This window comes from Streptomyces sp. S.PB5 (assembly GCF_030403745.1).
In the GTDB taxonomy this organism is placed as follows: domain Bacteria; phylum Actinomycetota; class Actinomycetes; order Streptomycetales; family Streptomycetaceae; genus Streptomyces.
Map to the genome: position 1 here is coordinate 422,800 of NZ_JAQMWP010000005.1, position 26,315 is coordinate 449,114.

Annotated in this window: 23 protein-coding genes and 2 pseudogenes; 11 read left to right on the forward strand and 14 right to left on the reverse strand. The window is 70.1% G+C overall.

From position 1 onward, the window contains the following. Nucleotides 1–28: 28 nt before the first annotated feature. From PH203_RS15845 to PH203_RS15855, 3 genes are all read right to left on the reverse strand, one after another. Nucleotides 29–1,021, reverse strand: a complete 993-nt coding sequence (locus PH203_RS15845) for an EamA family transporter (RefSeq protein WP_289920593.1) — start codon at nucleotides 1,019–1,021, stop codon at nucleotides 29–31. Nucleotides 1,022–1,224: 203 nt separating this feature from the next. After that, nucleotides 1,225–2,349, reverse strand: a complete 1,125-nt coding sequence (locus tag PH203_RS15850; protein ID WP_289920594.1) for a peptidoglycan bridge formation glycyltransferase FemA/FemB family protein — start codon at nucleotides 2,347–2,349, stop codon at nucleotides 1,225–1,227. Between the two features lie 179 nt (nucleotides 2,350–2,528). Beyond that, nucleotides 2,529–5,477 carry an FAD-binding and (Fe-S)-binding domain-containing protein gene (locus PH203_RS15855; RefSeq protein ID WP_289920595.1) on the reverse strand — a complete coding sequence of 983 codons (2,949 nt, stop codon included), beginning with the start codon at nucleotides 5,475–5,477 and terminating at the stop codon, nucleotides 2,529–2,531. A 176-nt stretch (nucleotides 5,478–5,653) separates the two neighbouring features. On the opposite strand from PH203_RS15855, the gene serC reads away from it, so the two are divergent. Together serC and PH203_RS15865 are read left to right on the forward strand one after the other, a co-directional pair. After that, a complete protein-coding gene (serC, locus tag PH203_RS15860) occupies nucleotides 5,654–6,772 on the forward strand; it encodes a phosphoserine transaminase (protein ID WP_289920596.1) in 1,119 nt (372 codons plus the stop codon). 241 nt (nucleotides 6,773–7,013) lie between these two features. Continuing rightward, nucleotides 7,014–8,189 carry an NAD(P)/FAD-dependent oxidoreductase gene (locus PH203_RS15865; protein ID WP_289920597.1) on the forward strand — a complete coding sequence of 392 codons (1,176 nt, stop codon included), beginning with the start codon at nucleotides 7,014–7,016 and terminating at the stop codon, nucleotides 8,187–8,189. A gap of 103 nt (nucleotides 8,190–8,292) precedes the next feature. Here PH203_RS15865 and PH203_RS15870 read toward each other — a convergent pair whose 3' ends face one another. The 4 genes from PH203_RS15870 to PH203_RS15885 form a co-directional block, all read right to left on the reverse strand. Further along, nucleotides 8,293–9,888 carry an alpha/beta hydrolase gene (locus PH203_RS15870; RefSeq protein ID WP_289920598.1) on the reverse strand — a complete coding sequence of 532 codons (1,596 nt, stop codon included), beginning with the start codon at nucleotides 9,886–9,888 and terminating at the stop codon, nucleotides 8,293–8,295. A gap of 172 nt (nucleotides 9,889–10,060) precedes the next feature. Beyond that, entirely contained in the window at nucleotides 10,061–11,575 is a 1,515-nt protein-coding gene (locus tag PH203_RS15875; RefSeq protein WP_289920599.1) for a cellulase family glycosylhydrolase, read from the reverse strand. A 127-nt stretch (nucleotides 11,576–11,702) separates the two neighbouring features. After that, complete coding sequence (locus tag PH203_RS15880) at nucleotides 11,703–12,512, reverse strand: ABC transporter permease (RefSeq protein WP_289920600.1); 810 nt, start codon at nucleotides 12,510–12,512, stop codon at nucleotides 11,703–11,705. Continuing rightward, nucleotides 12,509–13,471: an ATP-binding cassette domain-containing protein gene (locus PH203_RS15885; protein WP_289920601.1), complete on the reverse strand. Its 963-nt coding sequence runs from the start codon at nucleotides 13,469–13,471 to the stop codon at nucleotides 12,509–12,511. Before PH203_RS15885 ends, PH203_RS15880 begins: the two co-directional genes overlap by 4 nt. A gap of 166 nt (nucleotides 13,472–13,637) precedes the next feature. On the opposite strand from PH203_RS15885, the gene PH203_RS15890 reads away from it, so the two are divergent. Continuing rightward, the gene (locus tag PH203_RS15890) at nucleotides 13,638–14,399 is read left to right on the forward strand and encodes a TetR/AcrR family transcriptional regulator (RefSeq protein ID WP_289920602.1); all 762 of its coding nucleotides are present in this window, start codon (nucleotides 13,638–13,640) and stop codon (nucleotides 14,397–14,399) included. A 37-nt stretch (nucleotides 14,400–14,436) separates the two neighbouring features. Here PH203_RS15890 and PH203_RS15895 read toward each other — a convergent pair whose 3' ends face one another. Then, on the reverse strand, nucleotides 14,437–15,429 hold the full coding sequence (locus PH203_RS15895) for a WD40 repeat domain-containing protein (protein WP_289920603.1): 993 nt from the start codon (nucleotides 15,427–15,429) through the stop codon (nucleotides 14,437–14,439). A gap of 95 nt (nucleotides 15,430–15,524) precedes the next feature. On the opposite strand from PH203_RS15895, the gene PH203_RS15900 reads away from it, so the two are divergent. Then, nucleotides 15,525–16,199: an SGNH/GDSL hydrolase family protein gene (locus tag PH203_RS15900; RefSeq protein WP_289920604.1), complete on the forward strand. Its 675-nt coding sequence runs from the start codon at nucleotides 15,525–15,527 to the stop codon at nucleotides 16,197–16,199. Here the strand turns inward: PH203_RS15900 and PH203_RS15905 are convergent. Further along, nucleotides 16,187–16,996 carry an aminoglycoside adenylyltransferase family protein gene (locus PH203_RS15905; RefSeq protein WP_289920730.1) on the reverse strand — a complete coding sequence of 270 codons (810 nt, stop codon included), beginning with the start codon at nucleotides 16,994–16,996 and terminating at the stop codon, nucleotides 16,187–16,189. The genes PH203_RS15900 and PH203_RS15905 overlap by 13 nt on opposite strands. Before the next feature lie 90 nt (nucleotides 16,997–17,086). Here PH203_RS15905 and PH203_RS15910 point away from each other — a divergent pair. Continuing rightward, nucleotides 17,087–17,677 (forward strand): annotated as a pseudogene (locus PH203_RS15910) (Uma2 family endonuclease). A gap of 1,185 nt (nucleotides 17,678–18,862) precedes the next feature. On the opposite strand, the gene PH203_RS15915 reads toward PH203_RS15910, so the two are convergent. Further along, the gene (locus PH203_RS15915) at nucleotides 18,863–19,138 is read right to left on the reverse strand and encodes a DUF6185 family protein (protein ID WP_289920605.1); all 276 of its coding nucleotides are present in this window, start codon (nucleotides 19,136–19,138) and stop codon (nucleotides 18,863–18,865) included. Nucleotides 19,139–19,150: 12 nt separating this feature from the next. On the opposite strand from PH203_RS15915, the pseudogene PH203_RS15920 reads away from it, so the two are divergent. Both PH203_RS15920 and PH203_RS15925 read left to right on the forward strand, forming a co-directional pair. Further along, nucleotides 19,151–19,447: pseudogene (locus PH203_RS15920) on the forward strand (hypothetical protein); the annotation flags it as partial. 85 nt (nucleotides 19,448–19,532) lie between these two features. Beyond that, the gene (locus PH203_RS15925) at nucleotides 19,533–20,129 is read left to right on the forward strand and encodes a Uma2 family endonuclease (RefSeq protein ID WP_289920606.1); all 597 of its coding nucleotides are present in this window, start codon (nucleotides 19,533–19,535) and stop codon (nucleotides 20,127–20,129) included. On the opposite strand, the gene PH203_RS15930 is transcribed toward PH203_RS15925, so the two are convergent. Then, nucleotides 20,101–20,529, reverse strand: a complete 429-nt coding sequence (locus PH203_RS15930) for a hypothetical protein (RefSeq protein ID WP_289920607.1) — start codon at nucleotides 20,527–20,529, stop codon at nucleotides 20,101–20,103. The two genes, PH203_RS15925 and PH203_RS15930, sit on opposite strands and share 29 nt — an antisense overlap. Nucleotides 20,530–20,612: 83 nt before the next feature. Here PH203_RS15930 and PH203_RS15935 point away from each other — a divergent pair, with 83 nt between their 5' ends. Beyond that, nucleotides 20,613–21,425 carry a helix-turn-helix transcriptional regulator gene (locus PH203_RS15935; protein ID WP_289920608.1) on the forward strand — a complete coding sequence of 271 codons (813 nt, stop codon included), beginning with the start codon at nucleotides 20,613–20,615 and terminating at the stop codon, nucleotides 21,423–21,425. Next, complete coding sequence (locus PH203_RS15940) at nucleotides 21,422–21,604, forward strand: DUF397 domain-containing protein (RefSeq protein WP_289920609.1); 183 nt, start codon at nucleotides 21,422–21,424, stop codon at nucleotides 21,602–21,604. Before PH203_RS15935 ends, PH203_RS15940 begins: the two co-directional genes overlap by 4 nt. Here the strand turns inward: PH203_RS15940 and PH203_RS15945 are convergent. Next, nucleotides 21,601–22,479, reverse strand: a complete 879-nt coding sequence (locus tag PH203_RS15945) for a nuclear transport factor 2 family protein (protein ID WP_289920610.1) — start codon at nucleotides 22,477–22,479, stop codon at nucleotides 21,601–21,603. The genes PH203_RS15940 and PH203_RS15945 overlap by 4 nt on opposite strands. 216 nt (nucleotides 22,480–22,695) lie before the next feature. On the opposite strand from PH203_RS15945, the gene PH203_RS15950 reads away from it, so the two are divergent. After that, nucleotides 22,696–23,688, forward strand: a complete 993-nt coding sequence (locus PH203_RS15950; RefSeq protein WP_289920611.1) for an aldo/keto reductase — start codon at nucleotides 22,696–22,698, stop codon at nucleotides 23,686–23,688. 196 nt (nucleotides 23,689–23,884) lie between these two features. Here the strand turns inward: PH203_RS15950 and thpR are convergent, their stop codons facing one another. Continuing rightward, nucleotides 23,885–24,457: an RNA 2',3'-cyclic phosphodiesterase gene (thpR, locus tag PH203_RS15955; RefSeq protein ID WP_289920612.1), complete on the reverse strand. Its 573-nt coding sequence runs from the start codon at nucleotides 24,455–24,457 to the stop codon at nucleotides 23,885–23,887. A gap of 25 nt (nucleotides 24,458–24,482) precedes the next feature. On the opposite strand from thpR, the gene PH203_RS15960 reads away from it, so the two are divergent. Next, nucleotides 24,483–25,001 carry a GNAT family N-acetyltransferase gene (locus tag PH203_RS15960; protein WP_289920614.1) on the forward strand — a complete coding sequence of 173 codons (519 nt, stop codon included), beginning with the start codon at nucleotides 24,483–24,485 and terminating at the stop codon, nucleotides 24,999–25,001. Nucleotides 25,002–25,024: 23 nt separating this feature from the next. Here PH203_RS15960 and PH203_RS15965 read toward each other — a convergent pair whose 3' ends face one another. Beyond that, nucleotides 25,025–26,296, reverse strand: a complete 1,272-nt coding sequence (locus tag PH203_RS15965) for an MFS transporter (RefSeq protein WP_289920731.1) — start codon at nucleotides 26,294–26,296, stop codon at nucleotides 25,025–25,027. Nucleotides 26,297–26,315: the final 19 nt, after the last annotated feature.

A 26,315-nucleotide genomic window follows, 5' to 3' on the forward strand; every position in this document is an offset into this window, starting at 1 on the left:
TACGAGATGCCTGCGGCGTGAGCCGGTGTCAACTGCCCGGCTGGTCCGGCGCCTTTGCCTTCCCGCGCCCCACCTGGGTGCGCACCGCCCCCATGCTCGCCGCGATCACCAGCGCGATCGCCGCGGCCTCCGTGGCGGAGAGGGCCTGGTCGAGGATGAGGAAGCCGGCGGTCGCGGCGATGGCGGGTTCCAGGCTCATCAGGACGGCGAAGGTGGAGGCGGGGAGGCGGCGGAGGGCGACCAGTTCGAGGGTGTAGGGCAGGACGGAGGAGAGGACGGCCACCGCCGAGCCGAGGGCGAGGATCGTGGGGTCGAGGAGCTTCGAGCCCGACTCGGCGATGCCCAGGGGGAGGAAGAGCAGCGCCGCCACCGCCACCGCCAGGGCCAGACCGTCCGCCTGCGGGAAGCGGCGGCCCGTGCGGGAGCTGTAGACGATGTACGCCGCCCACATGGCGCCGGCGCCCAGGGCGAACAGGACACCGACGGGGTCGAGGCCGCCGAAGCCTCCGCCGCTGAGGAGGAAGACGCCGCCCAGGGCGAGGGCCGCCCAGAGGAGGTTGATCGCCCGGCGGGAGGCGAGGACCGAGAGGACCAGCGGGCCGAGGACTTCGAGGGCCACCGCCGGGCCGAGCGGGATGCGGTCGATGGACTGGTAGAAGAGTCCGTTCATGCCGGCCATCGTGATGCCGAAGACCACGACCGTGGCCCAGTCCGCGCGGGTGTAGCCGCGCAGGCGGGGCCGGCAGACGGCCAGCAGGATCAACGCGGCCGCCGCCAGCCGCAAGGTCACCACACCGAGCGCCCCGGCCCGCGGCATCAGGCTCGCCGCGAGAGCACCGCCGAACTGCACCGAGATGCCCGCGGACAGCACCAGCCCGATCGCCCCGAGCGAACCCCATCGCCGCGGGGCACCGCCCGCCACCGGGACCTCGGGGCTCGGAGCCGCCGAAGCCGGGGCGGGGGTGTCGGCGGAGACAGAGGTGGAGGCGGAGACGGAGGCGGCTGCGCTGGGGGTGGTCACGGGGCCTTCCAGGGGACTCGTTCTCAGGGTTTCGTTCATCGCGATGTACTGTCGAGTCCAGAGTAGTGGACTCGGTCAGGAACGTGAAGCCATTTGGCAACTGTCCCGGATGACTCCGCTCACGCCCAGGGGCTTCGGTCCTGGGCTGCGGGGGCGGCCGGTGCCACAGGTGCGCCGGGGTGACTGCGGCTAGCGGCTAGCGGCTAGCGGCGGGCCATATACAGGTCCAGCGCCTTGTGCAGCAGCCGGTTGAGGGGGAAGTCCCACTCCCCGAGGTACTCGGCGGCCTGACCGCCCGTGCCCACCTTGAAGCGGAGCAGGCCGAGGAGGTGGTCGGAGTCCTCCAGGGTGTCGGTGATGCCGCGCAAGTCGTAGACCGCGGCGCCGAGTTCATGGGCGTCAGCCATCATCCGCCACTGCATCGCGTTGCTGGGCTGGACCTCGCGCTTACGGGCGGTGGAGGCGCCGTAGGAGTACCAGACGTGCTCGCCCACGGCGAGCATGGTGGCCGCGGCGAGGGTGTCGCCCTCGTGGCGGGCGAGGTAGAGACGCATGCGGTCGGGGTCCTCGGCGGTGAGCGCGGTCCACATGCGCTGGAAGTAGGTGAGCGGGCGCGGGATGAACCGGTCACGCTCGGCGGTCTCGGTGTACAGCCCGTAGAAGGCGGGCAGGTCGTCGTACCCACCGCGGACGACCTCGACGCCGGCCTTCTCCGCCTTCTTGATGTTGCGCCGCCACTGCTGATTGAGCCCGCGATGAACCTCCTCCAACGACCGGCCCGAGAGCGGCACCTGGAAGACATACCGGGGCTGCCCGGCCGCGAACCCGTCCTCCCCGCCGGGTTCCGTCTGCTGCCACCCCGTCCGCCGCAGCCTGTCCGCAACGTCGAAGGCACGCGGCTCGTACGACGTCGCCTCCGCGTCCCGCAGCCGCCGCGCGGCCGGGTCAGCGATCGCCGCCTTCACCGCGTCGGCACTCCAACGCCGTACGACCACGGGCGGCCCCATCTTGACGGAGAAGGCGCCCTGCTGCTTGAGATACGCCAGCATCGGCTCCAGCCACCGCTCCCCCAGATCGGAGGAGTACCAGTCGATCACCGGGCCCTCGGGCATGTACGCGAGGTACTTCTTCACCTTCGGCAACGGCCGGTACAGCACGAGGCCGACTCCGACCAGCGCCCCCTCCTCGTCGAACCACCCCAGACTCTCCGCCCGCCAGTCCGGCTTCACGTCTCCCCACGAGGGGAGCTGCATGTGGCTGGCCGAGGGGCGGGCCGCGATGAAGGCGAGGTGGTCGGCGCGGGTGATGGGGCGGAGGCGGAGGGGCATGAACGGGGCTCCTTGGGGGTGGTTTGCCAAGGGGCCAGCGTACGAAGCGCCCCGCACCCGGCCGTCGGGCAGCAGTGGTCACGCCGTGTTTGCCGGTAGGGGCTTTGCCGGACTTGCCCCATGGCCGCCACCCCCGGGCTCTCCGAGAAGCCGTTGATGCCGGGGTGATCAAGATCTGATCACCGGCGCCTACGGTCTTCGGCCCCCTCCCCCAGCCCCTCCGCCAGCACCTCCGCCAGATGCCGCCCCCGCACGCCCGCCAACTGCTCCAGCTGCGTCCGGCAGGAGAACCCGTCCGCCAGAACCACCACCCCGTCGGCCACCGCCCCGTCGGCCACCACCCCGTCGCCCACCGCCCCCCGCACCGCCGGCAGCAGCTGCTCCTCGGCGCACGCGCGTGACACCTCGAAGTGGCCTTTCTCGAAGCCGAAGTTGCCCGCGAGCCCGCAGCAACCGCCCGCCAGCTCCCCGTCCAGTCCCGCGGCCGCACGGAGTCGACGTTCGGCCGCGTCGCCGAGTACCGCGTGCTGATGGCAGTGGGTCTGGCCGACGACCGGACGGTCCAGCCGGGGCGGTGCCCAGCCCGGGGCCATCCGCTCCAGCGCCTCCGCGAACGTCACCACCCGCGAGGCCAGCCTCGACGCCCGCGGATCGTCATGGAGCAGCTCCGGCAGGTCGGTGCGGAGCGCTGCCGCGCAGCTCGGTTCCAGGACCACCACCAGGAGGTCCGTCTCCAGCACCGGTGCCATCAGGTCGAGGGTGCGGCGCATGACCGCACGGGCGCGGTCGAGTTGCCCTGTGGAGACGTACGTCAGCCCGCAGCAGACCCGGCCGCGGCGGGCCGTGAACGGGTTGAACCCGGCCGAGCGCACCCTCAGCGTCGGCGGGAGCACCACCGAGAGCCCCGCCGCCTCCAGCACCCGTACGGCCGCCTGCCCCACCGCGGGTGAGAGGTGCTCGGTGAAGGTGTCGGTCCACAGCACGACCCGCCCGCGGGAACCGTCGCCGCGCGAACCGCCGTCACTCGGCCCGTCGCCCCGCCGCCTCCACCACCCGCTGAACGTCTCCGTCGCCACCCGCGGCACCCCCCGCTCGACGGCGATCCCCCCGAGCCGCTTCCCCAGCCGGGCGACCGGGCCCACCGCGGCCAGTGCGTTCACCAGCCGTGCCGTGCGGGTGCGGGTCACCGCCCGCAGCCACAGCGGGAGCCGGCCCATCGCGTAGTGCGCGGCCGGACGCCGTCGGCCCGCGTAGTGGTGGTGCAGGAACTCCGCCTTGTACGTGGCCATGTCCACCCCGACCGGACAGTCCGACCGGCATCCCTTGCAGGAGAGGCACAGATCCAGCGCGTCGCGCACCTCCTCCGAGCGCCAGCCGTCGGTGACCACTTCGCCGGCGAGCATCTCGTGCAACAGGCGCACACGACCGCGCGTGGAGTGCGTCTCCTCGCCGGTCGCCCGGAAGGAGGGGCACATGACGGCGGGCCCGGACGCCGACGTCGTACGGCATTTCGCGACGCCCACGCAGCGGCGTACGGCGGCGGAGAAGTCGCCCCCGTCGGCGGGGTAGCCGAAGGTCACGTCGACGGGCTGTCGGGGGAGGACGGAGAAGCGGAGGTTGGAGTCCAGGGGGGCGGGGCGGACCAGCATGCCGGGGTTCAGGAGGTCGTCGGGGTCCCAGACCGCCTTCGCCCGCTCGAAGAGGCCCACCATCTCCTCGCCGTACATCCGCGGCAGCAGCTCCGCCCGCGCCTGTCCGTCTCCGTGCTCCCCGGACAGTGAGCCGCCGTGCGCGACCACCAGGTCGGCCAGCTCCTCCGAGAACCGCCGGAAACGGCCGACCCCCGCCTCCGTCAGCAGGTCGAAGTCGATACGGACGTGGATGCACCCGTCGCCGAAATGACCGTACGGCGTCCCGCGCAGCCCGTGTCCGGCCAGCAGCCCACGGAAGTCCCGCAGGTAGGCGCCCAGTCGGGCGGGCGGTACCGCGCAGTCCTCCCAGCCGGGCCATGCCTCGGAGCCTCCCCCAGCCCTGGGGGGCTGGGAGGTGCCCCCAGGCATGCGGGTGGCCGTGCCGCTGGCGTCCTCGCGGATGCGCCACAGGGCACGCTGACCGGCCGGGTCGGTCACCACCCGCGCGTCGACGACATCGGCGGCCCGCACGATCGTCTCCGCACGCGCGTGTGCCTCCGCCTCCGTGTCGCCGCCCGTCTCCACGAAGAGCCAGGCCCCGCCCCGCGGCAGCGCGGCCGACGAGGGCACCAGGTCCGCCGCCATGCCCTCCACCGTCAAAGGGCCGTACGCCAGCAGCCCGGCGGCGGCCTCGGCGGCCGCACTCTCGTCCGGGTAGCCCAGCACCGCGAGGGCACGCGCGCGTGGAGACTCGACGAGCCGCACGACCGCCTCGGTGAGGATCCCCAGGGTGCCCTCGCTCCCGCAGAAGGAGCGGGCGACGTCGGCGCCCTTCTCGGGCAGCAGTGCGTCCAGCGCGTATCCGGAGATACGGCGGGGCAGTTCGGGGAAGCCGGTGCGGAGGCGGGCCAGGTCCCCGTCCACCAGCGCCCGCAGCCCCTCCGGCGCCCCCGCCCACCCCTGCCCCAGCCGCAGCCGCTCCCCGCGCGCGGTGACCACGGCCAGCTCCCGCACACTGTCCGCGGTCGTCCCCCAGGCCACCGAGTGCGAGCCGCAGGAGTTGTTGCCGATCATCCCGCCGAGGGTGCAGCGGCTGTGGGTGGAGGGGTCGGGGCCGAAGCGGAGTCCGTGCGGGGCGGCGGCGTCCTGGAGACGGTCGAGGACGAGTCCCGGCTGGACCACGGCGGTCCGGGCCTCGGGGTCGATCGACAGCAGGCGGTTCATGTGCCGGGTGAAGTCCAGTACGACGCCGGTGCCGGTGGCCTGTCCGGCGATGGAGGTCCCGCCACCCCGGGCGACGACGGGCACGCCGCGCTCCCGGCACACCGCGAGGACCGCCGCCACGTCCTCGGCGTCCCTCGGCGCCACCACTCCCACCGGCACCCGCCGGTAGTTGGACGCATCCATGGTCACCAACGCCCGCGCGGTGACGTCGAATCCGACCTCACCCCGGACGGCGGCACGCAGGTGCGACTCCAGAGCCCCGAGTTCTGTCATGGGTCCAGGATGCATCCGACCACTGACAGTCACCGGCGTGGACGGGCTGCGGGCCGGGATTCCACAAGACGGCAAGACGCCTTCTCCCTCCCCGTTCGCCCCGCGGCCGTCAACCAGGCGTCTCACCCGACGGACTACGTTTCGACCGCGTTTCCCCCACCGGCTACCCTCCCTTCGTGGCTGAGATCCAGATTCCCGCTGACATCAAGCCCGCCGACGGACGTTTCGGCGCGGGCCCCTCCAAGGTGCGGACGGAAGCGCTGGACGCGCTGGCCGCGACCGGCACCTCTCTGCTCGGCACCTCCCACCGCCAGGCCCCGGTGAAGAACCTGGTCGGTCAGGTGCGCGAGGGCATCAGTGAGCTGTTCTCCCTGCCCGAGGGCTACGAGGTGATCCTCGGCAACGGCGGCTCCACCGCGTTCTGGGACGTCGCGACCCACGGTCTGATCGAGAACAAGTCGCAGCACCTGAACTTCGGCGAGTTCAGCTCGAAGTTCGCCAAGGCGGCCAAGCTCGCCCCGTGGCTGGCCGAGCCCACCGTCATCGCCTCCGACCCGGGCACCCACCCGGAGCCGCAGGCCGAGGCGGGCGTGGACGTGTACGCCTTCACGCACAACGAGACCTCCACCGGTGTCGCCGCCCCGATCAAGCGCGTGGCGGGTGCCGACGAGGGCGCGCTCGTCCTCGTGGACGCCACCTCCGGCGCCGGCGGCCTCCCGGTCGACATCGCCGAGACCGACGTCTACTACTTCGCCCCGCAGAAGTCCTTCGCCTCCGACGGCGGCCTGTGGATCGGCGTCTTCTCCCCCGCCGCGATCGAGCGCGCCGAGCGGATCCACGCCTCCGGCCGCCACGTGCCCGAGTTCTTCTCGCTCCCCACGGCGATCGACAACTCCCGCAAGAACCAGACGTACAACACCCCGGCCCTCGCCACCCTCTTCCTGCTCAACCAGCAGCTGGAGTGGATCAACGGCCAGGGCGGTCTGGCGTGGTCGACGGCCCGTACGAAGGACTCCTCGACGCGCCTGTACAGCTGGGCGGAGGAGTCGAAGCACGCGACCCCGTTCGTCACGGACCCCGCCAAGCGCTCCCAGGTCATCGGCACGATCGACTTCTCCGACGACATCGACGCCGCCGCCGTCGCCAAGGTCCTGCGCGCCAACGGCATCGTCGACACCGAGCCCTACCGCAAGCTCGGCCGCAACCAGCTGCGCGTCGCCATGTTCCCGGCGATCGACCCGGCGGACGTCGAGGCGCTGACGAAGTGCATCGACTACGTCATCGAGAAGCTGTGACCGACTTGATGTGACCGACTGAAGCGGCGGCACAACCGCTGCCGTACGACGGCGAAGGGCGCCCTTCGCCGTCGTAGACGCTGGACCGGTCGGCCGGGCGCGGTGTCGGTCGGCTGTCGGAACTGTCGGTCATGTGTCGGGGCCCGTACGCCCGCTGTCGGTGGCCCGTCGGCGGCGCTTGGCACCTTTCCGGAAGAGGCCTGCCGGACCCACCGGGCGGCCCGATTCCGAGGGAGCCCCCATGCACACACCCGTCACGATCATCGGCGCCGGACTCGGCGGACTCACACTCGCCCGCGTCCTGCACCTCCACGGCATCCCGGTCACCGTCCACGAGGCCGAGGCCTCCCCGACGGCCCGCGCACAGGGCGGGATGCTCGACATCCACGACTACAACGGGCAGCTCGCCCTGGAGGCGGCCGGCCTGATGGACGAGTTCCGCGGACTCGTCCTTGAGGGCCGCCAGGCGATGCGGCTCCTCGACCGGGACGGAACCGTCGTGTTCGAGCAGGCCGACGACGGTACGGGCGGACGCCCCGAGGTGATGCGCGGCGAGCTGCGCCGGCTGCTGATCGACTCGCTCCCGGCCGGCACCGTGCGGTGGGGGCACAAGGTGAGCGGCACCCGTGCCCTCGGCGGGGGCCGCCACGAGGTGAGGTTCACCGACGGCACCACCGTCACCACCGGCCTGCTGGTCGGCGCGGACGGCGCGTGGTCGCGGGTACGGCCGCTGCTCACCACCGCCACCCCCGAATACACCGGCACGACATGCGTCGACATCTATCTGTACGACGCCGACACCCGGCACCCCGTCGCCGCGAAGACGGTGGGCAGCGGGTCGCTGATGGCGCCCTCGCCGGGCAAGGAGCTCTTCGCGCACCGGGAGAGCGGCGACACCCTGCACGTCTATGTGATGCTCAGCAGGCCGCAGGACTGGTTCGCCGCCGTCGACTTCACCGATGCCGAGGCGGCGACCGCGCGCATAGCGGCGGAGTTCGAGGGCTGGGCGCCCGAACTCACCGCCCTGATCACCGAAGCCGACACCGCACCGGCGCCACGCTCCCTCAACACCCTTCCGGCCGAACTCCGTTGGGACCGTGTGCCGGGTGTGACCCTGCTCGGCGACGCCGCCCACCTCCAGGCCCCGAACGGCGAAGGCGCCAACCTCGCCATGCTCGACGGCGCCGAACTCGGCAAGGCCCTCGCCGCCCACCCCGACGACACGGAGGCCGCGCTCACCGAGTACGAGCAGGCCATGTTCGTCCGCAGCGCCGAGATCGCCCTCGGCGGCGAGGGCATGGAGATGCCCGGCATCGACTCCGAGAAGAACACGGCCCGGGGCCTGCTCGCCTTGTTCATGGAGAGCCAGGGGAGCCAGGGAAGTCAGGGGAACCCGGGGCACCCGGAGCACCCGTAGTCGCTTCCTTCGACGATGAGCAGGGCGCCCGGTGTTCACCGGGCGCCCTGTTTGTTCGGTCCTGCTTCAGCGCTGCATCAGTACTGTTTCAGCGCTTGTCGGCTCAGCCGCGGAAGCCGAGGAGACCGTGCAGAACGGCCCTGCTTGGCGCCGTGGCCGGCTGTCCGGCGGTCGCCGTGGACATCGCCGAGGCCGCGGCCTCCGGCTTGGGGTCGGGGGTCTTCTCGCAGACCGCGTCGGCCACGCCGCTGCCGCGCGGCACCGTGCCGTCGGTGAGGTACTTCACCAGGTGCTTGTCGAGGCAGGCGTTGCCGCTCAGCGAGATGCCGTGGTTGCCGCCGCCCTGCTCCACCACCAGGCTGGAGTTCTTGAGCAGTCGGTGCACGGTGACGCCGCCCTGGTACGGGGTGGCCGCGTCGTCCGTCGCCTGGAACAACAGCACAGGAGGCAGCTTGCTGTTGGCGACGTTCACCGGCTTCAGGGTCTTCGTCGGCCAGAACGCGCACGGCGCGTTGTACCAGGCGTTGTTCCAGGCCATGAAGGGGGCCTTGTCGTACACCTTCCAGTTGTCCTTGCGCCACTGGTTCCAGTCGCGCGGCCAGGAGGCGTCGCGGCACTGCACGGCGGCGTAGATGCTGTAGCCGTTGTCACCGGAGGCGTCGATGGCGGCGATGTTCTCGTACGTCTCGACGAGCAGGTCGGTCTTCTTGTCGTTCACGTAGGACGCGAACGCCTTGGCCAGCATGGGCCAGTAGCCGTTGTAGTAGCCGCCCGGGATGAAGATGTCCTCCAACTCGGCGGCGCCCACCTTGCCGCCGGCCGGCTTCTTGGCCAGCGCGGCGCGCATCGCGTACCACTTGGCCTCGATCTTGGCGGGGTCGGTGCCGAGCTTGTACGTGGAGTCGTACTTGGCGATCCACGCCATGAGCGCCTTGTGCCGGGCGTCGAAGGCGTAGTCCTGCGAGATGTTGGCGTCGTACCAGACTCCGTCGGGGTCGACGATGGAGTCCAGCACCATGCGGCGCACCCGGTTCGGGAACAGCTTGCCGTAGACCTGGCCCAGGTAGGTGCCGTACGAGTAGCCGAAGTAGTTGATCTTCTTCGCCCCGAGCGCCTTGCGGATCGAGTCCATGTCCTTCACGGCGCTGATCGTGTTGATGTACGGCAACACGTCCTTGTACTTGGTGCCGCAGGCCTTGGCGAAGGACTTGGCGCGCGCCAGGTTGGCCTTCTCGATCGCGGCCGTGCTGGGCACGGAGTCCGGGCGGACCGGGTTGAAGTAACCGGCCTTGCAGTCCAGGGCGGGCTTGCTCTTGCCGACGCCGCGCGGGTCGAAGCCGATGACGTCGTACTGGCTCGCGACCGCCTTGGGGAGCGCGGACGCGACGTAGTCGGCGAGGCTCAGGCCGCTGGCGCCGGGGCCGCCGGGGTTGACCAGAAGTGGACCCTGGTAGCGCTGCGCGGTGTGCGGCACGCGCGTGAGGGCGAGGGTGATCTTCCGCCCCTCGGGCTTGGCGTAGTTCAGGGGCACCTTCACCGACGCGCACTGGAGGGTCGGGGAGTCGTCCGTACCGCACTTCTTCCAGGTCAGGCTCGACGCCTGGGCGGACTGCGGGGCGTCGGCCTGGGCCGGGACGGCGGTGAGCGAGCCCGCGAGAACGACGGTCGCACCGCACAGCACGGCTGTACTTCTTCTCATGGAGGTCCTTCAGAGCATGGGGGGTTGGCAAGGATCGGAAGGTTGGCGATCCTGGCGTGATCTTTTCGGAAAAGCATGCCTCCGGAGAACATCCAGACCGAAAATTTGAACGATCTTTGATCCGACGGCTGGATGACAGGGGCGCCCGACCGAGTGCCGGGCGCCCCCTCGCTCATGTCGCCGTGCAGGTCACGGTCGGCACGCTCCCGCCTCCCGGCGCCCCGCCGAACCCGAGGCTCGCCGAACCGCCCGCGGCCACCGTCCCGTTGTGAGCGGCGTTCGTGGCGGTCACCGTCGCCCCGGACTGCGTGTACGACGCGTTCCACATGGTCGTGACCTTCTGCGACCCGCTCCAGGTCCAGGTCACTTTCCAGGACGAGATCGCGGTCGTCCCGGTGTTGGTCACCTTCACCTCGGCGTTGAAGCCGCTGCCCCAGTCGCTGCTGACGGTGTAGGCGGCGGTGCAGGCCGCCCCGGGCCCGCCAGGACCGCCGGGGCCGCCCGGACCGCCGCCGCCCGGCGGAAAGCCCGGTGCCTTGACGCTCGCCAGATACCCGTCCTTGACGGTGTCCACGGTCTGCCAGTCGTCCTTCAGGATCCCGCCGGTGTCACCTGAGTTGGGGTTCCAGGACCAGAAGGTCCAGTGGAAGGAGTCCGAGCCGTACGTCGACGTCGGCCGGAGGTAGTCCACCAGCGCGGCCAGCCACCGCTGGTCCACGGTCGACTGGAGGGTGGTGCCGAACTCGCCCACCCACACCGGCGCGATGTTCTGCTTGAAGATGTAGCCCCAGTACTTGTCCCAGATGCCGGGCATGTTGGCGGGGAAGCTGGGGTCGCTGAACCAGCTCTGCTGGGCCACGGAGGTGGCGTAGTCGTGGGCGGAGTACACGACCCGGTTCGCCACGTTCAGCTGCACCGGGTGGTCGGCGACGCCCATCAGATTGCCGCCCCACCAGCCCGAGACACCGTTGTACGTCTGGACGCCCTCGACGAAGATCAGCAGCTCGGGGTTGACGGCGAGGACGGCGTTCCCGGCACGCTGGGCGGCCAGGCGCCAGTCACGCGTGGTGTCGCCGCAGCCCCAGCAGGCCGGGTCGTGGGGCTCGTTGTGGAGGTCGATGCCGACGACGGTGTCCTGGCCGAGGTAACGGGTCGCGAGGGCACGGAGGTTGGCGATCCATGTCGACTCCGGTACCGCCGAGGTGTACCAGAGCGCCGACTGGCCGGCGGCGTCCGGGCGATGCCGGTCGAGGATGACCTTGAGGCCGCCCTGACCGGCGTACGACACGATCTTGTCCAGTGCGCCGAGGGAGCTCAGCCCTTGCAGGTCGGCGTTCTTGCCTCCGGAGAAGTCGATGCTGCTGGGGACGGTCCCCGGCTTGAAGATGTCGTCGCTGAACGGGATGCGGAGGGTGTTGTAGCCCAGCGATCTCATCTGGTCGATCATGGACTTGTAGTCGCGGGACCAGAGGCCGTGGACGACGTTGTTGCCGGTCTCGAAGCCGAACCAGTTGATGCCGGCGATCCGGACAGACTGGCCGTTCGCGTCCAGGATCTGACGACCGCTGGTGTGCCAGTAGCCGGCTCCGGCCGCGGCCTCGGCGGCGTGGGCGGGCGGCTGGACTCCGGCCAGGAGCGGCAGGAGAAGCGCCGCCGCGCACAACGCTCTTCGCAAGCTGCGGAACATGTCGCTGCTTCCTCTCGGGAGGCGCGGGTCCGGAACGATGGGAGCGCTCCCACCACCCTGCCCCTCCCATGGAAGTCAGGTCACATGGACACGTCAAGACACTGGACGTCACCTGCTTGGCTTGACGTCACCTGCTCAGTTTCTGGAACCTCCGCACCGCCAGCGGCAGGAAGATCGCCGTCAGCACCACGGGCCACACACCGGCCATCAGCAGCGCGTGCTGCTCGACCCAGGAGTCCCCGCCGCCGACCGGAGTGCCGAACAGGTCTCGGGTGGCGGCGGCGGTGGAGGAGATCGGGTTCCAGGCGGCCACGGCGCCGAGCCAGTCGGGCATCAGCTGCGGCGCGACGAAGATGCTGGAGATCATCGTCAGGGGGAAGGCCACCGCGAACAGACCGCCCGCCGCCTCCGGGTTGGGCACGATGAGCCCCAGCCACACCCCGATCCAGATCAGCGAGAACCGCAGCCACAGCAGCAGCCCGAAGGCCGCGAGGAAGCCGAGTCCGCCGTCCGGGCGCCAGCCCATCGCGAGCGCGGTCAGCATCATGATGGCCAGTTCGGCGCAGGCGACGAGCAGATCGGTGACCCCGCGTCCGGCGACCACGGCCGACGACGTCATCGGCATCGAGCGGAACCGGTCGATCACGCCCTTCGTGGCGTCGTACACCACCAGGGTCGCGGTGTTGATGAACCCGAAGGCCATCGTCATCACGAACATCCCGGGCATCAGGAAGTCCTTGTAGTCCCCGCCGCCGGGCACCTGCATGGCGCTGCCGAAGACATAGCCGTAGAGGAGGACGGAGAGGATCGGGAAGCCCAGCTGCCAGGCGATGTTGACGGGCTGGCGCTGGTAGTGGGTGAGGCCGCGGCGGACGATGTTCCAGACGTCGGCGAGGATCCAGTACGTACGGCCGTGGGTCGCTTCCAGGGTGCTCACGCGGCATCCTCCTTCTCGGTGCGGTGTCCGGTCAGGCGCAGGAACACGTCGTCGAGGCTGGGCCTGCGCAGCCCGATGTCCTCGACCTGGACGCCCTCGTCCTGGAGGGTGCGGGCGACTTCGGTGAGGGCGGAGACGCGGTCGACGACGGGTGCGTGGACGCGCAACTCGCCCTCCTCCGCCTCGGGTTCGCCGTCCGAGACCCGGGCGACGACCTTCACGACCTGGGGGATGTCGGACCGCTCGGCGACGACGACCTCGATACGGTCGCCGCCGACCCGGCCCTTGAGCCCGTCGGGGGTGTCGTCGGCGATGGCCCGCCCCTGGTCGATGACGGTGATGCGGGAGGCCAGCTTGTCGGCCTCCTCCAGGTACTGGGTGGTCAGCAGTACGGTGGTGCCGCTGGCCACCAACTCCCGTACCGAATCCCAGACTTCGTTGCGACTGCGCGGGTCGAGCCCGGTGGTCGGCTCGTCGAGGAACAGCACCGCCGGGGCGAGGATCATCGACGCGGCGAGGTCGAGACGGCGCCGCATGCCGCCGCTGTACTTGCCGACGCCCTTGTCCGCGGCGTCGGTGAGGTCGAACTGCTCCAGCAGCTCGGTGGCGCGCGCCCTGGCCCGGCGGCCGCCGAGGTGGAAGAGGCGGCCGAACATCTCCAGGTTCTGCCGACCGGTGAGCACCTCGTCCACGGCCGCGTACTGCCCGGTGAGCCCGATGCGGGCACGCACCTCACGCGAGTGCCGGGCCACATCCAGTCCGGCGACGGTTGCCCGCCCGCCGTCGAGCCGGACGAGCGTGGAGAGGATGCGTACGGCGGTGGTCTTACCGGCGCCGTTCGGCCCGAGCAGGCCGTGCACGGTGCCCTCGCGGACGGCGAGGTCGAAGCCGTCGAGGGCGCGCTTCTCGCCGTACCTCTTCTCCAGCGCCTCGGCGTGAACGGCGTATCCGTCGGTCATGGGTCCCCCTGTCTCGGTCATGGGCTGTCTCGGGCATGGGCTGCCGCGGGCACGGGCACGGGCACGGGCTCTTTCCGATGACCGGCTCCCCCAGGCAACTGAGTACACCGTACCCGATTGCGCGTACGCCGTACCCAGTTTTTTTCCGGGGAACTAAGCTGCACCCATGACAAGCGGTTCGGAGACCAGCGGCAGCGGCGACATCGTCCGCACCCTTGAGCTGCTGTGGGACACGGGCAAGCGCCCCAGCCGGGGCCCCAAGCCCACCCTCACCCTGGACCGGATCGTGGAAACGGCCGTCCAGGTGGCGGACGCCGATGGCCTTGAGGCGGTGTCGATGCGCCGGGTCGCGACCGAACTCGGCACCGGGACGATGTCGCTGTACCGGTACGTCCCCGGCAAGGCCGAGCTGCTCGACCTGATGCTGGACCGGGTCCAGCGGCCCTCCGAGAACCCGGCGGACCTGGGCGACGGCGGCTGGCGCGCGGCGCTGGAGGCCGTGGGGCGCTCGACCCTCGCCCTCTACCGCCGCCACCCCTGGCTGCTCCAGGTCAACCAGTCACGCCCGATCCTCGGCCCGAGCGCCCTCGACGGCATGGAGAAGATCCTCACCCGCATCAAGCCGATGGGCCTGAGCGACCCCGAACTGATCTCGGCGATCATCATGATCGACGGTTACGTCGTCGGCGCGGCCCGAACCCAGCTGTACGCCCAGGAGGTGGAGCGCCGGACGGGCCTGACGGACGCGGAGTTCTGGCAGGCACAGGTGCCGACGCTGGAGAAGGTGATGGCGAGCGGCCGCTACCCGGTGCTGGCCGCCCTCTCGGACGACGCCTTCAGCACCGACTTCGACCACTTCGAGTTCGGCCTGCAGCGGATCCTCGACGGACTGGAAGTGATCGTGGCCCAGCGCGCCGCCGAGAACTGACCCGGCGGCGCCGCTCGCGCCACCCGCCCGCGCTGACTCACCCCCGGCGCAGCAGCCGCCGGAACCCGAAGACGACGGCGGCGACCACGGCCACGGCGAGGGCCCCGACCTTGACGTTGCGGTTGTCGGAGCCGCCGTCACCGTCGCCCTGGGCGGAACCGCCGCTTCCCGAGGCCGAGTCGGAGTCCTGGTCGCCGGGTGCGTCCTGCGCCTCCACCTCGCTCCCGGCGCCCTCGCTGCCGAGCATGAGCTTGGTGCCGTCGGCGGAGTAACTGACGGACTCCCCCTGCCCGATGGGCACGCTGATCCGGCCGCCGCGCTTGAGATCGCCGCCGTTCCAGTCGTACCAGATGCCGCCGAAGTACCCGCGTACGGCGAGCTGTCGGCCGTCGGGCGAGAAGGCGGCGTCGGTGGCCCAGAGGTCGACGGCGGTGGTGGGCTTGAAGAGGTTGGTGCCCTTGGAGGAGAGCTTGGCGGGCCCCTCGTAGAGATGCCCGCCGTCCTCGTTCTTGTCGATGATGTAGACGCGCCCGGTCTTCGGGTGGACGATCATCGACTCGGCGTCCCGGGAGCCGTCGGAGTACTTCACGACGTACTGGGTGGCCCGGACGGTCTGGTCGACGAGCTTCTTCGGCTCGGGCAGTCGGTAGATCCAGACGTAGGGCCAGGTCACCCCGTCGTTGTCCCCGATATCACCGACGTAGATCTGGTTGTCCGGGCCGATGGCGATCGCCTCGACGTCCCGCTGCTGCCCGACCCCCTTCAGGGTGATCCGCGCGACGGTCTTCCCGGTGCCGCTGTCGACGGCGTAGAGGTAGGTGCCGGAGTCCTGGTCGTTGTGGGTCCAGTAGATGCCGGGGTGCTGACGGGAGGCGGCGAGCCCGCTGGACTCGGTGATGCGGGGGTCCTCGATGGTGAAGTTCTCGTCCCCGTCTCCGTCCCCGTCGGCGGCGGCCGCGGGCCCCGCGCCCATGACAGCGACCAGGGCAGTGGCTCCGAGGGCCCCGAGGGCTCCGAGTAGCGCGCGCATGGCCTCCAGCTTGCCATCCCGGGGCGCATACGTGTCGGGGCCCACGTGTCGGGCCTCACACCCCACCGCTCCCGGTGATCCTTCATCATGAGCGGATGCTCAGGTTCATGCCCGTAGGCGACTCCATGACCATCGGAAGCGCGGGCGAACACACATGGCGCTACCGGATGTGGCAGCACCTGCGCGACACGTACGGCGGCCCGTTCGCCCTCGTCGGCCCGCGCGACACGCTCCACGACAAGGCGACGGACACCCCGACGTCGTACGAGTACGCCGACCCGGACTTCCCCCGCGCCCACCTCGCCGGCTGGGGCGAGGGCTGGCTGCACATGGCCCCGCTGATCGGTGACGCGGTCCGGTCCTGCAAGGCCGACGTCCTGCTGGTCTCGCTGGGCCTCATCGACCTCGGCTTCTACACGAACGCGGAGCAGACGGCGGAGAACGTACGCCGCTTCGTGGCCGAGGCGCGGGCGGCGCGGCCCCGGGTGCGGATGGTGGTACTCCCGGTCATCCCGAACGTCCGCGCGGTGGACGAGCCGGCCTTCGGCGCGCAGGTCACGCTCTTCAACGAACTCCTGGCGAAGACGGTGGCGGACCTGGACGAGCCGCGCTCGGAGCTGTTGCTGGCGTCGCCGCCGGTGTCGTACGACATCAACGTCGACACGTACGACGGGACGCATCCGAACGCGAGCGGGGAGCACAAGATCGCGGGGGCTTTCGCGGAGGCGATGTATCAGGGGTGGGGGGTCGGGGAGCCCTACGACCTCTGACCGCCGGCCTCTGCCGCTCCCCTCCGGCTCTTGTCGATGCCCGCGAGGAGCTGGTCGACGCAGGGTTGCAGGTGGGGGGTTAGGTCGTCCCAGCGTTCCTGTTCGTCCCCGAGGTAGACGGCACGCGCGTGTGCGAGCACGGGGCGGTGTTCGGCGGGGAGGTGCGGCAGCACCCAGTCGGCGGCAACGTCCTTGGAGCGGATGTCGCCCGTGGCGAGGGTCGTCCAGATGCGGGCGAGGGTGAGCAGGACGTTGCGGGTGTCGCCGTCGAGGTCCGCGATGAGCTGCGGAATGCCTTCGACGATGGCGTGCCTGAGGTCGGCGGGCGGAACGGGGTCGAGGAGTTCGGCGGGCGGCGGACCGTAGACGGTGGCGTTGCCTCGCAGGGTCATGGTGAGGAGCGGGGCGAGATCGGGGCTGGGCTCGGGGGCGGGGACCATGCCGCGCTCGTAGTCCTCGCGCAGCCATTCGCCGTAGAGGAACTCACAGGTGGGCGGGTAACGCCAGGGGCGGATGTCGCCCTGGACGACGACGATCAGCTCGACCGGGCGGGGGCCGAGGGGGCGGGTGAGCAACTCCTTCACCAGGGAGCGGCGTTCATCGCGGGTGGTCGGCCGGCGTACGACGACCATGAAGTCGAGGTCGCTGTGGGGGCGGAGGCCCGCGAGGGTGGCCGAGCCGTGGAGGTGGACGGCGAGGAGGTTGTCGCCGAGGGTTCGGTGGAGGAGGGGGAGGAGGGGGGCGGTGAGGGTGCTGGGGGTGGTGGGGGCAGCGGCCCTGTGGTCGTCGTCCGGCATGTGCGTCCCTCCGTGTGTCTTGGTCACCGTGCGTATCGTTGTACTGCGCGGCTGCACTTGTGCGAAAGGCAGCCGGGGAGGAGCGCCACGATGACCGTCCTTGAAGACAGGATCGCGATGGCGGAGAGCGATGACAGGGTTCGGCTCGACGAGATGTTCGAGCGGCTTGAGGAGCTGCCCGTCCCCGAGGGATACAAGGTCGAGATCATCGGGGGGACCGTCTTCACGTCGCCGTAGCGGGGCATCCACTGGAAGATCATTCGAGCGATCATCTGGGCCATCGAGGACACCTTCGGCAGGCACGCGGAGGTGTTCTCGGACGTCCGCATCGACTTCCCCGGCCGCAAGAACGGTCTCGCCCCGGACGTGGCGAAGCTGCGCGACGGCGCCCAGGAGAACGCCGAGGGCCGCTGGCGCCACGAGGACGTCGAGTTCATCGCCGAGGTCATCTCCCAAGACACCGCCGCCAACGACTACGGCCCCAAGAAGACCGCCTACGCTCTCGCCGAAGTCCCCGTCTACCTCATCGCCGACCCCTACCAGGGCAAGTGCCACCTCTACACCCAGCCGAAGGACAGCGAGTACCTCACCGAAACCTCCGTCGCCTTCGGCACCGACGTCGACATGACCACCACGCACCTCGGCCTCACTCTCAAGACCGACAAGTTCCCCCGGGACTGAGCGCCTTCTGCCCTGAACGCCCGTCACGCTGTGCCGTTGGGCCACTCGCTTCTTGGTCAGTGTCGTGCTTCCACGACCCGAGTAAAGGGCGCTCCACTGCGTTCCGCGTCGCCTTCGGCGATGGCCCTCCGGCCCACCCTTGACTCGGCTCGCTCCAGCACGGGTCAGAAGCGAGCGAGCGGCCCGGAAGGATGGGTGGCCCGCTGGGTGGGTCTGCGGTGGTGGTTGGTGGGGTTCTGGGCCGGGGACGGGGGGCGCGGTGGCACCTCGCCTGCACGCCGGGTGGGCTTGGCGGCGAACGGCCGGTGGGTAGCTGGGGGGGCGCACTCGCCTTTCGCCAGCACGCCGGGCAGGTTCAGCGGCTTCCCCCGGTGGGTGGGCGCGGTTCCGTCTCCCAGGGGCCGGGCAGGTTCGGCGACTGTCCGCCGGGGACGGGAGCGCGCTCGGGGCGGGGCCGTGGCGACGACCGGACGGTGAGCGGCGGTGGGGTGGGAGCAGGGGCGAGGGGTGCAGGGGGCGAGGGAGCGGCCCCGGGACATGGGCATGGGCATGGGCTGGTGGCGCGTGTTGCACTCGCCTGAGTGCCCCGCTGATCGACACCTGGGGCACAGAACCCGGTGATTGGCAGATCTGTTCCACCTCAGCCAGCAAAAACCGCACGTGGGCCAAGACCCAGCGTGGAACAAATCTGCCATTCACCGGATCTACGACCCCTGCCGGGCCTTGCACCGACAAGCCACCCCCACGCCCCACCCCCCGCGCCCCACCACCTGCCGCTCGCCGCTGAGCCGGCCCGGCGTGCTGGCGAGGCGCGACCGCGCCCCACTCCCCACCGGCCGTTCGCCGCCAAGCCCACCCGGCGTGCAGGCGAGGCGCAACCGCGCCCCCCCATCCCCGGCCCACGACCCCACCCACCGCACCGCAGACCCACCCAGCGGGCCACCCATCCCTCCCCGGCCGCTCGCTCGCTTCTCCTCCGTGATTCCGTGAGCCGAGTCAAGGGTGGCCCGCAGGGCCATCGGCGCAGCCGACGCGGAGCGCAGCGCAGCGCCCTTTACTCGGCTCACGGAATCACGACACTGACCAAGAAGCGAGCGGCCCAACGGCAACCTCGCCAGCCGACGCCCACCCAACCCACCACGACACCGCCGGCCCGGCCTCACTTGTCTCCCGCGGGTAGTGACGTCACCTCAGGTCCGCGAAGAACTGCCAGATGGTGATCACGGCGATGACCTGACCGAGGACGTAGGCAACCTGCAAGGAGTAGTAGCGCAGCTGGTAGATGGACAGCAGGAGCCCCAGGCGGCTCTGCCAGTACCGGCGTTCCTCGCGGAAGATGTCGAGGTCGGGCGCGATGCCGGTGACGGTGAGGACCAGGAGCCTCGTCGCGGCGTGCAACGCGAGGTCGGCGGCGCCTTCCTGGGTGAACCAGCCGAACAACGCATCCAGGGCGACCGGCACGGCAAAGGCGAGCGCGTCCGGATGGTCGTCCTCCCGGTGCTCACGAACGTCCGCGTCGAGGAGGACGCCGACTGCGCGGCCCAGGTCACCCTCCTCAACGAGCTGCTCGCGAAAGCGGTGGCCGACCTCGACGAGCCGCGCTCGCCGCTGCTGCCGGCGTCGCCGCCGGGGGCGAACGACTTCAGGGTCGCCACGTACGACGGCACGCATCCGAACGCCGACGGCGAGCACAAGATCGCGGCGGCTTTCGCGGAGGCGATGTACCAGGCGTGGGGGTGGGGACAACCGTACGAGACCGGAACAGGCTGACTGAGTATCGGCGTACCCCCGACTACCCTGCGTATCGTTGTACTGCGCGGCTGCACCTGTCCGTGAGGCAGCGAGGAGCGCCACGATGACCGTCGTAGAGACCGACAGGATCGAGACTGCCGACGCCGACGCCAACACAGCGCGCTTGGACGAGTGGTTCGAGCGGCTGGAGCGGATGCCCGTCCCCGAGGGATACAAGGCCGAGATCGTCGGGGGCAACGTCCATACGACGCCGCAGCGGAGCGCTCACTGGGAGATCATTCGCGGGTTCCTTTGGGCTCTTGAGGACCGGTTCGGCAGGGGGGTCAAGGTGTTCTCGGACGTCCGCATCGACTTCCCGGGCCACGAGAACGGCTTCTGCCCGGATGTCGCCCTGCTCAGGGACTCCGCGAAGCAGGATGACACGGGTCACTGGCGCTGGCAGGACGTCGTGTTCGTCGCCGAGGTCATCTCCAAGGGCACGGCCGCCAACGATTACGGTCCGAAGAGGCTCGCCTACGCGGAGGCGGAGGTCCCCCTGTACGTGATCGCCGATCCCTACCAGGGACGCTGCCACGTCTACACCGACCCCAAGCAGGGCGACTACGCCGAGCCCACGAAGGTCGACTTCGGCACCGACCTCGACCTGACCGGCACCGTCGTCGACCTCGTCCTCAAGACCGACGTTTTCCCCCGGGACTGAGCCGACACCCCACCTCCCACAACAACTCCCCGTCCACGAACGGCACTCCGGCCGACGGTACCGACCGCCACCCCAGCGGCCAGGTGATCCCGGTCAGTGCGGGCACACCCACATAGGCCGTGCCTCCATGACTGCGCGTCAGCACCCGTACGCCCGGCGGCCATGCATAGGCGCCGCCGGTTTGCGGGGGCAACAGGAAGTACATGTTCCGGTCGCCTGTGGACTCGGTGACGATCGGTCCCGCGTCGAAGTCGGTACAGCGCAGCAGCTCGGAGGCGACGCGCTCGGCCAGCGGCTCCCTCATGCGTACGGCGTCGAAGTGCACGCCGGCGAGGCGGAGGGCGTGACCGGCGTCGGGGATCCACAGCGGGATCCAGGGGGCGTTGATTCTCTCGTTCATGACGCAAAGGGTTCCGCTCGCTCACATACTGTGACCAGGGGTACGGAAGTTCCGTGCGCGGCTGTGCACTTGGGGAGGCGGTTGTGCACGCGGGTGATCGCGGGTCCGGGAACCTGGAGATGTTCGGCTCGTTGCTGCGGTTCTTCCGTGAGCGGGCGGGGGTGACGCAGGAGGCGCTGGCTCAGTACGTCGGGTACTCCAAGTCCCAAGTAGCCATGGTGGAGCGGGGAGAGCGGGCACCCAAGGGACAGTTCGTGGAGATCGCGGATGAACGGCTCGGTGCACAAGGTGCACTGCTCGCCGCAGCGCGGAAGCTCCGGGTCAGCCGATTTCCGTCCTGGTTCGAGGACTACGCGGAGTTGGAGGCGAGGGCCACCGCGATCTACATGTACACCACCCATGTGATCCCGGGCCTGCTCCAGACCGAGGCATACGCACTGGCCACCTTCGAGGTCCATCGACCGTCCTTGGAGGACGAGGAGATCGAAACCCGGCTGGCTGCACGCCTGGACCGGCAACGGGTCCTGGAGCGCAGACCCGCGCCGGTCGTCGGCTTCGTACTGGAAGAGCACATCCTCAGGCGCCCGCTCGGAGGCGGCCAGGCCCTCAAGGAGCAACTGGGCCACATCCTCAACATCGGCCGGCGCCGCAACGTCGAGATCCAGGTGATGCGGACCGGCCGCCAGAATCACGCGGGTCTCGACGGACCCATGATCCTGCTGGAGGCCGAAGACCCCGATCGCATCGCGTACGTAGAGGGCCCGCACAATGGCTACTTCGTCAGCCAGCAACCTGAGTTGGGCCAGATGTTCGCACGGTATGGCATTCTGCGAGCGCAGGCCCTCGATCCCGAGGAGTCGGCGCAGTTGATCAGCGAGGTGGCAGGCAGGCTATGAGCACGGACCTGGACTGGTTCAAGAGCAGCTACAGCAGTGGCCAGGGTGGCGAATGCCTGGAGGTCGCCCTCACCCCCACCACCGTCCACATCCGCGACTCCAAGAACCCCACGGCCCCGGCGCCCCGAACCCTCCGCCTCACTCCCGCCACCTGGTCGACGTTCCTGAAGTCCCTCTAGAACATCCCGTTGTCGTTCGCCGAAGTCGCCGGCACGTCCTGGATCACATCCCAGTGCTCGACGATCTTCCCGCCCCGCACGCGGAACAGATCCACGATCGCCTGCCCCCGCTCCCCCGGCGCGTTCACGTAGTGGCTGTGGACGGCGACCAGATCGCCCTCGGCGATGACCCGCTTCGGCGTGACCTTCAGCTGCGGGAACTGCTTGAAGTACCCGCCCAGGCCCGCCTTCGCACCGTCCACGCCGTTCGGGATGTTCGGGTTGTGCTGCTCGTACTCGGAGCTCCAGTACCGGTCGAGTGCCGACAGGTCCTTCTTCACCAGCAGCTGATCGAACGCGGTCGTCACCAGCTTCTTGTTGGACGCGGTGAGAAAGCCCGGCCCCGGCTGGTTTGTCCGCGGCCAACTCACCGTGGAGAACATGTCGTTGCCGTCGGCGGGCTTCTCCGGCACGTCCTGGCCGACGTCCCAGTGCTCGGCGATCTTCCCGCCCTGGAAGCGGAAGATGTCGAAGACGGCGGTGCCCCGGCTGCCCGGCGTCAGCACCACGTTCGAGTGCACGAGCACCAGGTCACCCTCGGAGATCACCCGCTTGATGTCGTACTTGGCGTCGGGGAACTGCTGGTGCAGCGCGACGCCGAGGTTCTTCAGCGTCTCCGCCCCGTCCGGCACGGACGGGTTGTGCTGGATGTAGTCCGGCCGTACGAAACGGTCCACGACCTCGGTGTCGCCGCGCTCGAAGACTCCCTTGAGGACGCGTTCGACGACGGCCTTCTGGTAGCCGGGGCGGGCGTGATCCGCGCGCGCGACGGATGCCGTACCCGGCGCCGCGACGGCCGGTACGGCGGCCGCGCCCAGCACCGCGATGGAGGCCACGAAGGCGACAGCCGCCTTGCGGACAGGACGAACAGAGCGAACAGGAGTGGTGGGGGACACAGGACTCTCCTAGATGTTGAAACTTCAAGGTCAACTTTCTAAAGGAAAGCACTAACTTCCAGTTAGTGTCAAGACTCAAGATCGGCCAGAGCTCCCCCCAACCACCCCCCAACCACCCTTGCCTAGAGCGCACTCCACGGCGTTGGCTAAGAACCCATGGAGTACACGCAGCTCGGACGTACGGGACTCAAGGTCAGCCGACTGGTCCTCGGCACGATGAACTTCGGACCGCAGACGAACGAGGCGGACAGTCACGCGATCATGGACGCGGCGCTGGACGCGGGGATCAACTACTTCGACACCGCCAACGTGTACGGCTGGGGTGAGGACAAGGGCCGTACCGAGGAGATCATCGGCAGCTGGTTCGCGAAGAGCCCCGCCCACCGCGACAAGACCGTCCTCGCCACCAAGGTCTACGGCAACATGGGCGGCGACGGCCCCGCCTGGCCCAACCACGACAAGCTCTCGGCGCTCAACATCCGCCGTGCGGTCGACGCCAGCCTCAAGCGGCTCCAGACCGACTACATCGACATCTACCAGTTCCACCACGTCGACCGCGCCACCCCCTTCGAGGAGATCTGGCAGGCGATCGACGCCCTCATCCAGCAGGGCAAGATCCTCTACGTCGGGTCCAGCAACTTCCCCGGCTACAAGATCGCCCAGGCCAACGAGGTCGCCGCCCGCCGCGGCGGCACCATCGGCCTCGTCAGCGAGCAGTGCCTCTACAACCTCGCCGAGCGCCGCGCCGAGATGGAGGTCATCCCGGCCGCGCAGGAGTACGGCCTCGGTGTCATCCCTTGGTCCCCGCTCCACGGCGGGCTGCTCGGCGGCATCATCAAGAAGCAGGTGGAAGGCGGACGCCGGGCCAGCGGCCGGGCCGCCGACGCCCTCAACGATCCCGCCACCCGCGCCCAGATCCAGTCGTACGAGGATCTCCTCGACAAGCACGGTCTGGAACCCGGCGAGGCGGCCCTGACCTGGCTCCTCACCCGCCCCGGCATCACCGGCCCCATCGTCGGCCCGCGCACGGCCGAGCAGCTGGAGTCGGCGCTCAGGGCGGTGGAACTGGAACTGAGCGAGGAGCTGCTGACCGGCCTCGACGAGATCTTCCCGGGCCCGGGGCCGTCACCTGAGGCGTTTGCCTGGTAACGCCCCTGAGGGTGGGCGCCCCGCAAGGGGCGCGGGGAACTGCGCGACCAGCCACGACGGCGCGCCCGCCGACAACGGACCGCAGTTCCCCGAACCCCTACCTACCGAGCGCAGAGGCCAACGCGACGACGACAAACATCAGCACCAGCACAACGGCCATGATCCGGTTACGGGTCTTCGGGTCCACGCCCCGAGCCTAACCGGCCCCGCCGAGCGCCCAGCGGTCGACCACCTCGTACCGAGGCTGCTCCCCCGCCACCCCGGACACCGGCAGATTGCTCCGGACCAACGCCAGCTCACCGACGGTCCACGTCCGGCTCGTGAACCCGTCCAGCCCGGAGACATACGGCCGCACATCCACCTCCGACCGACTCCGCGCCACCGTCAGGTGCGCCTTGTACCGCCGGTGCTCCCCCATCTCCACGCCCGCCTTCCGCGCCGCCGCCTCCGCCCGGTCCGCCAGCAGCCGCAGGGCCGGTACCTCCCCCGCGGCCCCGGCCCAGAGGGCCCGTCCGTGCCCGAACTGCCCGCCCCCGCTCACCGCGAGCTGGAAAGGGGCGGTGCGAGCGGCGGCCCGCGTCAGCCGGGAGGACAGTTCCGGTATGACGTCGTCGTCGACTTCGCCGTAGAACGCGAGCGTGAAGTGCCAACCAGGGACGCCCGTCCAGCGCAGCTCCTCCGCCCCCGGCAGCTTCTTCAACCCGTCGATCACCGAGGCGAGTTCACTGGCGACATCCTGCGGAGGCAGTACCGCGGCGAAGAGTCTCATGAACCCAGCGTGCCACCATGGGCCCATGACGATCACCATCAGGGACGGCGGGCACGACGACATCCCCGCGATACTCGGGATGCTCGACAGCTGTGTGGAATGGCTGGTCGGGGAGGGACGTACCGGGCAGTGGGGGTCGAAGCCGCTCTCCGAGAACCCGAAGACCGTCGAGTCGGTGACCCGGTACATGGACGAGGGACACACGTATATCGCCGAGGTCGACGGGGTGCCCGCGGCCACCGTCAGTCTCACCGGCGCACCCGGCGCCTATCTGGCCCATCTCCCGGCCGGTGAGCCCGAGCGGTACATCCACTGGCTCGCCTCCGACCGCCGCTTCAAGGGGTACGGCGTCGGGGCCGCGCTGCTCGCGCATGCCGCCGAGGAGACCCGGCGGGCGGGCATCTCGCTGCTGCGGGTGGACTGTTACGCCGGTGACGACGGCAAGCTCGTCCGGTACTACGAGGCCAACGGGTTCAGCCGGGTCGAGGCGTTCACCGTCGGGGAGAGCAACTGGCCCGGACAGCTGCTGGCCCGCAGGGTCTGAGCGGCCGTCCGGGCCGGGAAGAGTCACGCGGCCGTAGCCAACCGCTCTCGCTCCCGGGGCACGAACCCCACCTTCGGGTGCCCGTGGTGCCATCCCACCGACAGCCGCAGGTTGCCGACGCGGGCCAGCACCAGGCCGACCGTCGCGGCCGCCGCGGCGGCGATGATGCCGCCGACCGCGAGGCCGGCCCGGACGCCGTACGCGTCGGTGATCCAGCCGGCGATCGGCGCGCCCAGCGGGGCGCCGCCCATGAAGACCATCATGTAGAGGGACATCACACGGCCCCGCATGGCCGGGTCGGTGCTCATCTGGACACTGCTGTTGGCGGTGACGTTGACCGTCATGCCGAACATGCCGATCGGGACCATCAGCAGGGCGAACAGCCACAGGGACGGGGCGATCGCGGCCACGATCTCCAGCGTGCCGAAGGCGATCGCGCCCGCGACCAGGATCCGCATCCGGGCCGTCCCGCGACGGGCCGCGAGCAGGGCGCCCGCCAGGGAGCCGACGGCCATGAGGGTGTTGAACAGGCTGTAGGAGCCCGCGCCCGCGTGGAAGACGTCGTCGGCGAAGGCCGACAGGTACACCGGGAAGTTGAAGCCGAAGGTGCTCACGAACCCGACCAGGACGATGGTCCAGATCAGGTCCGGGCGGCCCGCGACGTAGTGGAGGCCTTCGCGGAGCTGGCCCTTGCCGCGCGGGGCCCGCTGGACCTCGTACAGGTCGCGCGAGCGCATCAGCAGCAGTCCTGCGATGGGTGCGACGAACGACAGGCCGTTGAAGAGGAACGCCCAGCCGGTGCCCACGCCCGTGATCATCAGGCCCGCCACCGCGGGGCCGATCAGACGGGCGGACTGGAAGTTCGCGGAGTTCAGGCTGACCGCGTTCTGCAGCTGGTCGGGGCCGACCATCTCGGAGACGAAGGTCTGGCGGGCCGGGTTGTCGACGACGGTCGCGAGGCCGACGGCGAAGGCGGCGAGGTAGACGTGCCAGACCTGGACGTGGCCGGTCAGGGTGAGGAAGGCGAGCGCGAGGCCGGTGACGGCCATGGCGGACTGGGTGACCAGGAGCGTGGGGCGCTTCGGGAGGCGGTCGACCAGGACTCCGCCGTACAGGCCGAAGAGGAGCATCGGCAGGAACTGCAGTGCCGTCGTGACGCCGACGGCGGTCGAGGAGCCGGTGAGGCTCAGTACCAGCCAGTCCTGGGCTATGCGTTGCATCCAGGTGCCCGTGTTGGAGACGACCTGGCCGGCGAAGAAGAGCCGGTAGTTCCGGCTCTTCAGGGAGCTGAACATCGAGGACTTCGACGAGTCC

Bases quoted from the DNA above. Each gene is read 5' to 3' on its own strand.
- PH203_RS15890 (WP_289920602.1), top strand. From the start codon at position 13,638: ATGACAAGCGGTTCGGAGACCAGCGGCAGCGGCGACATCGTCCGCACC.
- PH203_RS15855 (WP_289920595.1), bottom strand. From the start codon at position 5,477: ATGACAGAACTCGGGGCTCTGGAGTCGCACCTGCGTGCCGCCGTCCGG.
- PH203_RS15865 (WP_289920597.1), top strand. From the start codon at position 7,014: ATGCACACACCCGTCACGATCATCGGCGCCGGACTCGGCGGACTCACA.
- PH203_RS15870 (WP_289920598.1), bottom strand. From the start codon at position 9,888: ATGAGAAGAAGTACAGCCGTGCTGTGCGGTGCGACCGTCGTTCTCGCG.
- PH203_RS15905 (WP_289920730.1), bottom strand. From the start codon at position 16,996: ATGCCGGACGACGACCACAGGGCCGCTGCCCCCACCACCCCCAGCACC.
- PH203_RS15895 (WP_289920603.1), bottom strand. From the start codon at position 15,429: ATGCGCGCGCTACTCGGAGCCCTCGGGGCCCTCGGAGCCACTGCCCTG.
- PH203_RS15950 (WP_289920611.1), top strand. From the start codon at position 22,696: ATGGAGTACACGCAGCTCGGACGTACGGGACTCAAGGTCAGCCGACTG.
- PH203_RS15960 (WP_289920614.1), top strand. From the start codon at position 24,483: ATGACGATCACCATCAGGGACGGCGGGCACGACGACATCCCCGCGATA.
- thpR (WP_289920612.1), bottom strand. From the start codon at position 24,457: ATGAGACTCTTCGCCGCGGTACTGCCTCCGCAGGATGTCGCCAGTGAA.
- PH203_RS15875 (WP_289920599.1), bottom strand. From the start codon at position 11,575: ATGTTCCGCAGCTTGCGAAGAGCGTTGTGCGCGGCGGCGCTTCTCCTG.
- PH203_RS15900 (WP_289920604.1), top strand. From the start codon at position 15,525: ATGCTCAGGTTCATGCCCGTAGGCGACTCCATGACCATCGGAAGCGCG.
- PH203_RS15965 (WP_289920731.1), bottom strand. From the start codon at position 26,296: ATGTTCAGCTCCCTGAAGAGCCGGAACTACCGGCTCTTCTTCGCCGGC.
- PH203_RS15940 (WP_289920609.1), top strand. From the start codon at position 21,422: ATGAGCACGGACCTGGACTGGTTCAAGAGCAGCTACAGCAGTGGCCAG.
- PH203_RS15850 (WP_289920594.1), bottom strand. From the start codon at position 2,349: ATGCCCCTCCGCCTCCGCCCCATCACCCGCGCCGACCACCTCGCCTTC.
- PH203_RS15925 (WP_289920606.1), top strand. From the start codon at position 19,533: ATGACCGTCGTAGAGACCGACAGGATCGAGACTGCCGACGCCGACGCC.
- PH203_RS15930 (WP_289920607.1), bottom strand. From the start codon at position 20,529: ATGAACGAGAGAATCAACGCCCCCTGGATCCCGCTGTGGATCCCCGAC.
- PH203_RS15885 (WP_289920601.1), bottom strand. From the start codon at position 13,471: ATGACCGACGGATACGCCGTTCACGCCGAGGCGCTGGAGAAGAGGTAC.